12 protein-coding genes are annotated in these 12638 nt (G+C 42.0%); 5 read left to right on the forward strand and 7 right to left on the reverse strand.

The annotated features are described in order from the left end of the window. Positions 1-202: 202 nt before the first annotated feature. From IEY42_RS07580 to fadB, 4 genes are all read right to left on the reverse strand, one after another. Entirely contained in the window at positions 203-646 is a 444-nt protein-coding gene (locus IEY42_RS07580; protein WP_188924693.1) for an MOSC domain-containing protein, read from the reverse strand. 3 nt (positions 647-649) lie between these two features. Next, complete coding sequence (tusA, locus tag IEY42_RS07585) at positions 650-895, reverse strand: sulfurtransferase TusA (RefSeq protein WP_188924694.1); 246 nt, start codon at positions 893-895, stop codon at positions 650-652. Positions 896-1146: 251 nt separating this feature from the next. Next, positions 1147-2310, reverse strand: a complete 1164-nt coding sequence (gene fadA / locus IEY42_RS07590) for an acetyl-CoA C-acyltransferase FadA (protein ID WP_188924695.1) — start codon at positions 2308-2310, stop codon at positions 1147-1149. Positions 2311-2332: 22 nt separating this feature from the next. After that, entirely contained in the window at positions 2333-4483 is a 2151-nt protein-coding gene (gene fadB, locus IEY42_RS07595) for a fatty acid oxidation complex subunit alpha FadB (RefSeq protein WP_188924696.1), read from the reverse strand. Between the two features lie 234 nt (positions 4484-4717). Here fadB and pepQ point away from each other — a divergent pair, with 234 nt between their 5' ends. From pepQ to hemG (IEY42_RS07615), 4 genes are all read left to right on the forward strand, one after another. Next, positions 4718-6037, forward strand: coding sequence for a Xaa-Pro dipeptidase (gene pepQ / locus IEY42_RS07600; RefSeq protein ID WP_188924697.1), 1320 nt, complete (start codon positions 4718-4720; stop codon positions 6035-6037). Then, positions 6030-6644 (forward strand): YigZ family protein, encoded by a 615-nt coding sequence (locus IEY42_RS07605; RefSeq protein ID WP_188920721.1) that lies wholly within the window; start codon positions 6030-6032, stop codon positions 6642-6644. Before pepQ ends, IEY42_RS07605 begins: the two co-directional genes overlap by 8 nt. Before the next feature lie 73 nt (positions 6645-6717). Next, entirely contained in the window at positions 6718-8175 is a 1458-nt protein-coding gene (locus IEY42_RS07610; RefSeq protein ID WP_188924698.1) for a TrkH family potassium uptake protein, read from the forward strand. Next, positions 8175-8708, forward strand: coding sequence for a menaquinone-dependent protoporphyrinogen IX dehydrogenase (gene hemG, locus IEY42_RS07615; protein WP_188924699.1), 534 nt, complete (start codon positions 8175-8177; stop codon positions 8706-8708). Before IEY42_RS07610 ends, hemG (IEY42_RS07615) begins: the two co-directional genes overlap by 1 nt. A gap of 4 nt (positions 8709-8712) precedes the next feature. On the opposite strand, the gene IEY42_RS07620 is transcribed toward hemG (IEY42_RS07615), so the two are convergent. Next, on the reverse strand, positions 8713-9021 hold the full coding sequence (locus tag IEY42_RS07620) for an ArsR/SmtB family transcription factor (RefSeq protein WP_188924700.1): 309 nt from the start codon (positions 9019-9021) through the stop codon (positions 8713-8715). 194 nt (positions 9022-9215) lie between these two features. Between IEY42_RS07620 and hemG (IEY42_RS07625) the strand changes: the two genes are divergently transcribed. Continuing rightward, the gene (gene hemG / locus IEY42_RS07625) at positions 9216-9767 is read left to right on the forward strand and encodes a menaquinone-dependent protoporphyrinogen IX dehydrogenase (protein ID WP_188924701.1); all 552 of its coding nucleotides are present in this window, start codon (positions 9216-9218) and stop codon (positions 9765-9767) included. A gap of 3 nt (positions 9768-9770) precedes the next feature. On the opposite strand, the gene IEY42_RS07630 is transcribed toward hemG (IEY42_RS07625), so the two are convergent. Together IEY42_RS07630 and trkA are read right to left on the reverse strand one after the other, a co-directional pair. Further along, entirely contained in the window at positions 9771-11213 is a 1443-nt protein-coding gene (locus tag IEY42_RS07630) for a TrkH family potassium uptake protein (RefSeq protein ID WP_188924702.1), read from the reverse strand. A gap of 6 nt (positions 11214-11219) precedes the next feature. After that, positions 11220-12629: a Trk system potassium transporter TrkA gene (trkA, locus tag IEY42_RS07635; RefSeq protein ID WP_188924703.1), complete on the reverse strand. Its 1410-nt coding sequence runs from the start codon at positions 12627-12629 to the stop codon at positions 11220-11222. Positions 12630-12638 lie beyond the last annotated feature (9 nt).

Raw genomic sequence — 12638 nt, forward strand, 5'->3', positions numbered from 1 at the left:
CTTAAATAGAACAAGGTGTCATTTTAGAGGTTCCTTTATCGCACAAATTATCGATAAGGTGTATAACAAATCTGTTTCAATTGATGACAGATTTTAACATAGGTGCCCATTAATCATTAATGGGCTTAGAGAGATAAGAGTGAGAGATAGGATTCGAGTTTAAAGGGAAAAGCTTAAATAAAAATGAGTTAACCCTTTTGTTTTAAGCGATAGTGACTTGGTCATCGGGTTGAATTAAACCAGCTTGAATGACACGGCAAGTTACTCCACCACGCCAGTCTGGTAAAAGCGCTTGCTCTAAACCTGGGTGAGCTATTTCCATTTTTTTACATGGGTCAGTTTCACCGGTGATTTGCAGTTGAAGATCGGTGCCAATTGAAATGATTTTACCGACATCTTTGGCATTAAATTGATAGCCACTGATTAATAAGTTTGCTCTGCGAGTGAGCCAATCTAGATCTACATTAATTTGCTCACAAGCAAGTTGCCATTGTTGTTGAGACATAACGGTCACCTGGCGTTTACCTGGGCGGCCAAAAATATCATTTTCTACACCACGTTCTACAGTCACATTGGCACAAAATGTCGGTTTCATTACACCACGCTTTGCTGTTTTATAAGCGATGGCTTCCAATGTGATGGCCATGATCTAAAGTCCCTTTTTGAGTAAGTATTGATAGGGCGTTTTGCTGGTATCACTGGCAATTAAGGTGTGGTCCATAAATTCACAAAAACTTGGAATGTCTCTTGTTGTTGCTGGATCATCAGCGATAACAAGTAAGGTTTCTCCGTCAGACATTTTACGAACGGTTTTGCGGATCATCATTACGGGCTCAGGGCAACGTAGGCCAAGTGCGTCGAGTTGGTGTTGTGCTTGTGCATATATATCGGTCATTGAATAAAATCTATTTTACTAGTCTAATTGCGCCAATATTACTCTTGTCAGTAATGCTTGCCAAGTTTGAGTTTTTCTAACATATCTCGATTTATATCGTTTTTGGATATTTTTTAATTTTCATAGAACATGTTTCACGTGGAACATTAGCCAAAGCAGAAAAATTTAAAAATAAAAAAAACGAGCCAAATTGGCTCGTTTTTAATGTTATTCGTAAACTGAGTTTTGCTCAGTTTTAAATAAAATGTTTTTTATACACGCTCAAATACTGTCGCGATACCTTGACCTAAACCAATACACATAGTGGCAAGACCAAGCGTTGCATCTTTTTCTTCCATTAAGTTTATTAGCGTTGTTGAGATACGTGCGCCAGAACACCCTAATGGATGACCTAGTGCAATTGCGCCACCGTTAAGGTTAATCTTTTCATCGACAACATCTTGTAAGCCAAGATCTTTAACACAAGGTAAAGACTGAGCTGCAAACGCTTCGTTTAGTTCGATAAGATCTAAATCAGCAACAGACAAACCTGCACGGGCTAATGCCTTTTTGGTTGCTGGTACTGGGCCATAACCCATAATTGCCGCATCACAACCGGCAATGGCCATAGAGCGAATACGTGCACGGATTGGTAAGCCTAAGGCGCGAGCCTTAGATTCTTCCATAACCAACATTGCCGAGGCACCATCTGATAATGCAGAAGATGTTCCCGCTGTAACAGTACCGTTTGCAGGGTCGAATGCTGGGCGTAAACCCGCTAATGATTCTAATGATGTTTCTGGACGAATAACTTCGTCGGTTAACACTTTAATCAATGCACCTTTTGCGTCGTGACCTTCTATTCCCCAAATTTCTTTGGCGAAACGACCTTCAACGGTTGCTGCGTGTGCACGTTGATGAGAACGCACGGCAAATGCATCTTGTTGCTCACGAGTGATACCGTGCATTTTACCTAGCATTTCTGCGGTTAAGCCCATCATGCCAGATGCTCTTGCTACTCGCTTTGACATTCCTGGGTGGAAATCAACACCGTGGCTCATTGGGACACTACCCATGTGCTCAACACCACCAATTATGAAAGTGTCACCTTGGCCTGTCATAATTGCACGAGCCGCTTGGTGAAGAGCGTCCATTGATGAACCACACAAACGGTTTACGGTAACAGCACCAGCCGTTTTTGGAATACCAGCAATTAATGAAGCATTACGAGCAATGTTGAATCCTTGCTCTAGCGTTTGCTGCACACAACCCCAAATAACATCTTCAATGTCGTTAGGATCTAATTGTGAATTGCGCACCATCAGTGCTTTCATTAATTCTGCAGACAATGTTTCTGCACGTACATTTCTAAATACCCCAGCCTTAGAGCGGCCCATTGGGGTACGAATGCAGTCTACGATAACAGCTTGTTTCATGATTTAATTCCTTTCCCACTGATTAGGCTTGGTAGTAACTACCGTTGTTGGCTGCAAGTTCGCGCATTGCGTCGGTAACTTGATATAAGCCACCAAGATGTGCGTATTTGTCTGCTAGGGCAACAAAATTGGCAACGCCCATGGTATCTATGTAACGGAATACACCACCACGGAATGGAGGGAAACCAATACCGTAAACTAGACCCATATCGCCTTCAGCAGGTGATGCAATAATGCCTTCTTCTAAACAACGAACCGTTTCGATGATCATTGGGATCATACAGCGTGCGATGATGTCATCTGACTCAAACGCCTTTAATGCGCCAAACTCAGCACTTAATAATTCGTAGCTTGTAGGGTCAATGTCTTTTTTCGGTTTACCGCGACGGTCGACTGAGTAAGCATAGAAACCTTTGGTGTTCTTTTGGCCTAGACGCTTGTTTTCAAACATAATATCGATAGCGTCTTTGCCGTTTTTGCCCATGCGATCAGGGAAACCTTCTGCCATAACCGCTTGTGCGTGATGACCTGTATCTAGGCCTACTACGTCAAGTAAGTATGCTGGGCCCATTGGCCAACCAAATTGTTTTTCCATGACTTTATCAACAGCGGCAAAGTCAGCACCTTCAGCAAGTAGGCCGCTAAAGCCTGCGAAGTATGGGAACAACACGCGGTTAACGAAGAAGCCTGGGCAGTCGTTTACTACGATTGGTGTTTTACCCATTTTGCTTGCGTAAGCGACAACCGATGCAATAGTTTCGTCTGAACTGTGTTCGCCGCGGATAACTTCAACCAATGGCATTTTGTGCACTGGATTAAAGAAATGCATACCGCAGAAACGTTCAGGTTTTTTGAGGCTTTTAGCTAATAAGTTGATTGAAATAGTTGAGGTATTTGAAGCAATAATCGCATCGTCTGCAACTTGACCTTCAACCTCGGTTAATACTGTTGCTTTCACTTTTGGATGCTCAACAACGGCTTCAACCACAATGTCGCTATCTTTAATGGCGGCATAATCAAGCGATGGAGTGATGTTGTTAAGTACCTTAGCCATTTTTTCAGGGGTAGAGCGGCCACGAGCAACTTGTGTTGATAGAATTTTAGCCGCTTCATTTAAGCCTAACTCTAATGCTGGTTGGGCGATGTCTTTCATCACGATTGGCGTGCCTTTACTGGCACTTTGGTATGCAATACCACCACCCATGATACCAGCACCTAGTACGGCAGCTTGATTAACATCTTTAGCTAATTTACCCGCTTTCTTGGCTTTAGCTTTAACAAATTGGTCATTTAAGAAAATACCAATAAGTGCTTGGGCAACTTCTGTTTTAGCCAATTTAATGAATGCTTGAGCTTCAACTTTCAATGCGTCTTCTCGACCAAAGCCTGCCGCTTGTTCAACCACATTCACAGCCGCCATAGGTGCAGGATAATGTTTTCCTGCAACAGAGAACACCATGCCTTTAGCGGTACTAAAACACATCATTGCTTCTAGTTTTGGTAGCATTAGTGGCGATTGTTTTAGTGTACGACGAGCTTGCCAATCGATGCTGCCAGCAAGTGCTTCATGCAACATTTGGATAGCAGAAGCTTCTAAATCTTCTGGTGCAACTACGGCATCAATAGCACCCACTCTTAAAGCATCTGCAGGACGCTGATCTTTACCTGAAGTTATCCATTCAAGTGCATTATCAGCACCAATGACTCTAGGTAAGCGTACTGTGCCACCAAACCCAGGGATAATGCCTAATTTTGTTTCTGGTAAACCGATGCGAGCATTGGTATCAACAACACGGAGGTCTGTAGCTAAAATAGTTTCAAAACCACCACCAAGAGCAAAACCGTTTACTGCAGATACAGTTGGGAACGGTAAGTCTTCAAGTTTGTTGAACACTGCATTGGCTTGTTCAACCCATGCAAGTAACGTTGCGTCGTCTTGTTTGAACAAACTTAAGAATTCTGTGATATCAGCACCAACAATAAAAGTGCTTTTTGCTGATGTCAGCAATAACGCTTTGATATTGGTGTTTTGCTTTATGCTGTCTAATGCAGCATCTAATGAGGCTAGAGTTTCTCTGTCGAATTTGTTTACCGAACCAGGTGCGTTAAAGCACAGTTTGGCAATATTATCTTCAAGTAACTCAACCTGAATGGTAGGGCTTTGGTAGATCATTGCTTGCTTCCTTATTGCTTAAAAGCGACTTCCACATCTTATTTACTGTGCAGTTATCAAGCTCAATTCACAGCAGTTTAGGCCATCTATTGACCAATTGATTATCAGTGTGCGACTAAATGAGAAAAATTACAACACCCAATTTAAACGGCCGTTTAATTTTTTATCATCTAGCGATGCGTTTTCTAGTTTGTGATAGACTTATTGGGTTAAAACTTATCAAAGGGACAATCTATGGATCAGTTAGCCCATCTATATCATGCGCATATTACCGAGCTTAATCGTCGTGTTGCTGATATTTGTCAACGTGAAAACCTTGCCGGCATTGTGATCCATTCGGGGCAACCTCATAGACAATTTTTAGATGATCTAAATTACCCCTTTAAAGTCAGCCCACAATTTAAAGCTTGGCTGCCAATTTTAGACACCCCTAACTGTTGGGTAATTGCTAATGGCCAAGACAAGCCGACTTTAGTGTTTTACCGTCCTGTTGATTTTTGGCATAAAGTGAATGATGTGCCACAAACTTTTTGGACAGAACATTTTAATATCCAGTTATTAACAAAACCTGATCGCATTGCTGATTACTTACCTAAAAATATGACCGCATGGGCCTATATCGGTGAGCACTTAGATGTGGCTGATGTGTTAGGTTTTACTGCCCGTAACCCAGATGCTGTGATGAATTACTTACATTATCATCGCGCTGATAAAACACAGTATGAGCTTGAGTGTTTGCGCCGCGCCAACCAAATTGCCATTAAAGGCCATTTAGCGGCCAAAAATGCGTTTTATAATGGGGCGAGTGAGTTCGAAATTCAGCAGTGCTATTTATTGGAAATCGGCCAAGGTGAGAATGATGTTCCCTATGGCAATATTGTCGCATTAAATCAAAATTCTGCGATTTTACATTACACCGCACTTGAGCATACTAAACCTGAACAAAGGTTATCTTTTTTGATTGATGCGGGTGCTAATTTTCATGGGTATGCTGCTGATATTACACGTACTTATGCTTTTGAGAAAAATCGTTTTTATCAATTGATTGTCGCGCTTAATAAAGTGCAACTCGCCATTATTGAACAAATGAAACCCGGCGTTAAATATGTTGATTTACATATTGCGACACATGAACATATTGGCCAATTACTCGTTGATTTTGAACTTGCAACCGGCACAGTTGAGCAATTAGTTGCACAAGGCATTACCAGTGCTTTTTTCCCTCATGGCTTAGGGCATATGTTAGGGGTGCAGGTGCATGATATGGGCGGTTATGCTCATGATGAACGAGGTACGCACATTGCTGCGCCAGATGCGCATCCATTTTTACGCTGCACTCGTGTTTTAGCCGCAAATCAAGTGCTAACAGTTGAGCCTGGTATTTATATTATTGATACCTTACTTGAACAACTATCGCCGTCAGCAAAACAAGTGATTAACTGGAAAACGGTAGATGAGTTGCGGCCTTTTGGTGGGATCAGAATAGAAGATAACGTAATCGTGCATCAAAACCGGGTCGAAAACATGACAAGAGAGTTTGGTTTAGTTGATTGAGTCATATTTAATACCTCAAGCTAATGTGTTGATAGAGGAAGAGATAAAGCATAGCCGCTTTATCTCTTTGTTGTTTCATTGTCCAAATCAACAACAAATGAAGTTAGCGCTTACTGACATAAAGCTACAATATCCAGGAGCGAGTCATTATTGTTATGCATTTGTGGCTGGCAGCCCTGAAAATACCATTGATATGGGGGCGAGTGATGATGGTGAACCGTCGGGCAGTGCCGGAAAACCCATGTTAGCGTGCCTGCAGGGAGCGAATATTGGTGAGCTTGGTGCAATCGTTGTGCGTTACTTTGGTGGTACCAAGTTGGGCGTGGGTGGTTTAGTTCGTGCTTATACCTCAGGGATTAAGCAAGGATTGCCTCAAGTACAAACGCAAATAAAGCATATACGCTACCCAACGAGTTTAGTGTGTCATTATGCGCAATTAACCGATGTAGAATATTTAGTTAATCAACATGATGGTGTGGTTATTGATAAAGTGTTTACTGATAGGGTTGAAGTTCATTTTGAATTGGCCAAATCATACCATCAAGATTTTAATCAAGCTTTAGCGACCCTGACTCAGGGCCAGTTACAAGTAAAGTTTACAGTTTGACCAATGGCAAACTTATGCCAGAATGTCATTCAATTGTTAACATGGTCGCAGTACAACCTAAACAGAATCCTTAATGCAATATAAAACAATTATTAGAATCACCGGTTTGCTGATGGGGTTATTTTCAATCACCATGTTACCGTCGGCATTAGTGGCTATCTTGTATAAAGATGGCGGTGGTACCGCGTTCATTCAGGCCTTTTTTGTCAGTATCTTTTTAGGCTTTTTATTGTGGTACCCCAATCGTCATCAAAAAGGTGACCTTCGTACCCGCGAGGGGTTCTTGATTGTGGTGTTATTCTGGACGGTTCTTGGGTCGATAGGGGCGCTGCCGTTTATTTTCTCCAACGAGCCGAATCTTAGTTGGACTGACAGTTTTTTTGAGTCCTTTTCTGCGTTAACCACCACTGGGGCTACCGTTATTGTTGGCCTTGACGACCTACCTAAATCGGTATTGTTTTATCGCCATTTACTGCAGTGGATGGGCGGCATGGGTATCATTGTACTTGCTGTGGCTATTTTACCGCTGTTAGGTATTGGTGGTATGCAGTTATATAAAGCCGAAGTTCCTGGTCCAGTAAAAGACACCAAGGTTACCCCTCGTATTGCAGAAACAGCCAAAGCCTTGTGGTACATTTATTTTATGCTGACAACCTTGTGTGCGTTAGCATTTTACTTTGCCGGAATGGACGCTTTTGATGCTATTTGTCATTCATTTTCAACGATTGCGATTGGTGGATTTTCTACCCATGATGCCAGTTTAGGGTATTTTGATAGCCCATTAATCAATGTCATTTGTGCGGTTTTCTTACTGATTGCAGCCGTCAATTTTAGTCTGCATTTTGCCGCATTTAGTTGGCGTGGGATTAACTTTAAAATCTATTTTAAAGATGCCGAATTTAAAGTGTTAATTGCCGTGCAGCTGCTATTAACAGCCATTTGTTTTATGACGCTATATCAGTCTGGTGTTTACGATTCGGCAGAAAAAACCCTCGATTATGCATTCTTTCAAGTGGTATCTATTTCGACCACCGCCGGGTTTGGCACTGAAAGCTTTCATTCCTGGCCATTGTTTTTACCTATTTTGTTAATATTTTCGAGCTTTATTGGTGGCTGTGCGGGTTCAACCGGTGGCGGTATGAAAGTGATTCGCTTGATTCTATTGGTATTACAAGGCTCGCGCGAATTGAAACGTTTAGTTCATCCTAAGGCGATGTATTCAATCCGGATCGGCGGGAATGCATTACCAGACCGGATTATTGATGCGGTTTGGGGGTTCTTTTCTGCATATGCTTTGGTCTTTGTGGTGTGTATGGTGATTTTAATGGCAATGGAAATGGATGCGATTACGGCATTTAGTGCCACTGCGGCGAGTATTAATAACTTAGGCCCTGGTTTAGGAGACGTTGCTTCAAGCTATGCTAACGTCACCGATGGCGCTAAGTGGGTATTGATTGTTGCGATGTTGTTTGGTCGATTAGAGGTCTTTACATTGTTGGTCTTGTTTACCCCTACTTTTTGGAAAAATTAATGTTAAAAACGGCAATTTTGTATTCAACAGTTGATGGACAAACCTTGGCTATTTGTCAGCGAATTGAGCAAGTTCTTCGCGAAAGTGGCGAGCAAGTAACAGTGATTAACCTAACGGATGTGACTGCTGAGCAACTAACCGCAGTGGATAAAGTGGTGATTGGTGCCAGTATCCGTTATGGCAAACATCGACCTGAATTATTTAAGTTTGCAGCACAGCACCAAGCATTGCTCGACACTAAGTTGAACAGTTTTTTTACCGTAAACGTTGTTGCCAGAAAACCGCTAAAAAATACCCCTGAAACCAATCCTTATATGCAGAAGTTTTTAACTCTGTCGGCTTGGACACCTAATATGTTAGGTGTATTTGCGGGCAAGATTGATTATCCTCGCTACCGATTTTTTGACAAGGTTATGATTCGTTTCATTATGTGGATGACCAAAGGGCCAACTGATACCAGCGGCACGTTTGAATTTACAGATTGGGATAAAGTTGACGATTATGCCAAACAAATCGTGGCGCAAAAGCATTAACTTGCTAACTGGCGCAATAACGGCGGTGAAGAATGGATATCACTTCGGTTACTTGATCATCTTTAAGGGTGTAATACACCACTTGTGATCTTTTACGCGTATTCACTAAGTCTTGTGTGCGCAGTACGGCTAAATGTTGTGACAATGCAGACTGGCTCAAAGGCACTGTTTCATTCAGCTCTGTCACACTGTGTTCTTTTTCCAGCAGCAAGCATAAAATCATCAGTCGATACGGATTCGCTATTGCCTTTAGCCATTGTGCGGCCGTTTCAGCATTATTAAGCATGGTGACGACATCGATATCTTGCTGCATGAGTATTCCAACCTAGTTAACTTGAGTTAGTTTAACACTAACTCCCTATTTAATATCATCATACTTCTGCACTTCACAGATCTCAATTTTAACTATTAAATATATGAGCTATTTCTAATTTGTGATCATTGCTTAGGTTTAAAAACCACTTTTTATGCCAAACTGAGGCAAATAACGCAGTAATGAGAAATAACATGGCGCACATATTAGTACTTTATTATTCTCGTGGAGGCCACACGGCTCAAATTAGCCGTGCTATTGCTGATCAAATTATCGCTAATGGTGATCAATGTGATGTAGTAAATATCCATGATACTAAACAAAAACCGATTGAATGGGATAAATATCAAGCCGTAGCTTTAGGTGCCTGTGTTTTGTATGGCTCATACCATAAGTCGGTTTTTGAATTTGTCAGCCAACATCAGCAAGCTTTATCGAATATTCCAAATAGCTTTTTCTGTGTCAATGTTGTTGCACGTAACCCTGAAAAACGCATCCCTGAAAACAATAAATATTTACAGAAATTCTTAACCTTATCAGCTTGGAAGCCACAAGATGTTAAGATTATTGCCGGTAAGGTGGATTATCCATCTTGGCCTTGGTACGACAGTTTAATGATTAGGTTGATCATGAAAATGACTGATGGACCGACAGATCCTACCGCCATTATTGACTATACCGATTGGGAAGATGTGAAAGCTTACGGCAATCACATTGCTAAGCTGGCTCAAGTTGAGTTTAGCTAGGGTCTAGAAGCGCCAAAACTTCGGGTGGAATAATACCGCTACGGTGAGAATTTCCAGGCGCCCTAAAAGCATACCCACAGCGAGGGCCCATTTAGCAATATCAGGCAAGGGGGCAAAGTTACCCGCAGGGCCGATTATTGGCCCTAACCCTGGCCCAACATTGGTTACCGCGGTGATTGCGCCGGTAAAGCTGGTCATTGGGTCTAAGCCGGTTGACACTAAAATAATCGATAAGCCTAAAATCACCACAAACATCAACATAAAAAAAGCCATAATTGAGCGAACAATGTCATCATTTATTCGATGGCCGTTGTACTTTTCTTTAAACACGCCATTAGGATGAAATTGTTGTTTAATTTGCTGGCGCATAATTGAAAAAGCGATTTGGAAACGAAATATTTTTATCCCACCAGACGTTGAACCAGAACAGCTTCCGATAAATATTAAGAACAAAAACACCACGCTCGCGACCGCTCCCCAAGCTTGATAATCTGTTAATCCGTAACCTGTTGTAGTGATAACGGATATTACGTTAAAGCTTGATAACCTCAGAGCATCAATAAAATCCATATGCTGATGTCGCCACAACCAAAATGCTAATGAACAAGACACCAATAACACAAACAGTAAAAAGCCTTTTACTTGTTGGTCATTCCATAATCGTAGACTGCGTTGTTGGATTGACTGAACAAACATGATTAACGGTAATCCACCCGCTAGCATAAATACGATACCCACCCAATGAGCTTCATGTGAAAATGCTGCCATGGAGCGGTCTGACGTTGAGTAGCCACCGGTTGATAACGTGGTCATTGCGTGGTTAATGGCTTCAAACCAGTGCATTCCAGCAAGGTGGTAGGCTAGGGCACATAACAGTGTAAGCGCAAAATAAATCTGAAATAAATGCTTGGCCATATTCTGGGTACGCGGCATGGTTTTGTCGCTCCAGTCAGATGATTCTGTTCTAAATAGCCGCATACCACCCACGTTTAAAAAAGGTAGTATCGCTACTGCCATCACAATAAAGCCGATACCACCAAGCCACTGCAACAGAGAACGCCACACTAAAATACTGTGGTCCATGGTATCTAAGCCGCTGAGCACGGTAGAGCCTGTGGTAGTGATACCTGACATGGTTTCAAAAAAGGCATCGGTGTAGTTGATGCCGTGGTACAAGGTGAAAGGCAATGCTGCAAAAAGACTGACCACAAACCACGTCACGCTGGTGAGCATGAACATGTCTCGAATATTGAGATTAAATTGTCGATTACGGCCATTTTGCAGACAAAGAATGGCGATAAAGCCGGTAAATAAGCCCGATATCATAAAATCGCCAATGGTCTCTTCGCCATAAAATAGCGCAAATACCATTGGCACCAACATAAACCCTGTGAGTATCGAGAGAAAAATACCCAGAATAAAGATAAGCTGTTTTATGTTAAACATAAAAACCTAAAAGAAAAATGCACTTGGTTGGAACAGTTTTTCTACATCACCAATAAACTTTTTATTCACTAAGAATAAAATCACATGGTCGCCTTGCAAGATGACAGTTTTGTCATGACCCATCAATACCTCGTCGTTACGAACTATTGCACCGATGGTGGTACCGGGCGGCAGTTTTATCTCACCAATTTGCTTGCCAACCACTTTTGAAGTGCTTGAATCACCATGCGCAATGGCTTCAATGGCTTCCGCTGCGCCACGGCGTAATGAATAAACATTACAAATATCACCTTGACGAATATGGGTTAATAAAGCAGAAATAGTGGCTTGTTGTGGTGAAATCGCAATGTCGATATTGGCTTCTTGCACAATATCAACATAGGCTTCACGCTGAATCAGCACCATGACTTTTTTGGCGCCCATGCGCTTTGCCAGTAATGCCGACATAATATTTGCTTCGTCATCGTTGGTGACGGCAATAAACACATCGGTTTGATCTATGTGTTCTTCAATCAATAATTCTTGGTCAGATGCATCACCGCAAAAAACAGTTGTTTTTTCAAGTTTTTCAGATAGTTGCTCTGCACGTTCTTGTCGGTGTTCAATCAGTTTTACTGAGTGATTACGTTGAAGTTTTTGTGCTAAGCCAAAGCCGATATTACCGCCACCCGCAATCATAATGTTACGGTATGAGTTATCGAGCTTTTGCATTTCGCTCATTACTGCGCGAATATGGCGACTATCGGCGACAAAAAATACTTCATCATCGGCTTCAATAATGGTGGTACCGCGCGGCATAATCGGCCGACCTTGTCTAAAAATCGCCGCGACTCGGGTATCAATATTTGGCATGTGCTCACGTAATGTAGCTAATGCATTGCCGACTAAAGGCCCACCATAATAGGCTTTTACTGCGACTAGACTCAACTTACCTTTTGCAAATTCAAGTACTTGCAATGCTCCAGGGTATTCAACTAGTCTTTGTATGTAAGTGGTCACTAACTGTTCAGGGGCGATGAGCTCATCAATAATAAAACCACCACGCGGTTTAGCGTCACTGGTTTTAATCTCGCTGTTAATAAACAGTTTATCTTGTAGTTCTAGGTAAGCTTCGGAGCGAATTCGGGCAATTTTTGTTGGCGTACCAAATAAACTGTAGGCAATTTGGCAAGCAGACATATTACATTCATCGCTGTTTGTCACAGCAATGAGCATATCGGCATCTTCTGCACCAGCTTCTTTTAAAACACTTGGATGGGCGCCATGGCCTACTACAACACGTAAATCAAACTTATCTTGCAATAGCCTTAGTCTCGCTCGGTCGCTGTCGACTAAGGTGATGTCATTATTCTCTCCGACTAAGTTTTCAGCTAATGTGCCGCCAACTTGGCCCGCCCCTAAAATAATAATCTTCATGGCTTTGGG

Source organism: Shewanella algicola (assembly GCF_014648035.1).
GTDB lineage: Bacteria > Pseudomonadota > Gammaproteobacteria > Enterobacterales > Shewanellaceae > Shewanella > Shewanella algicola.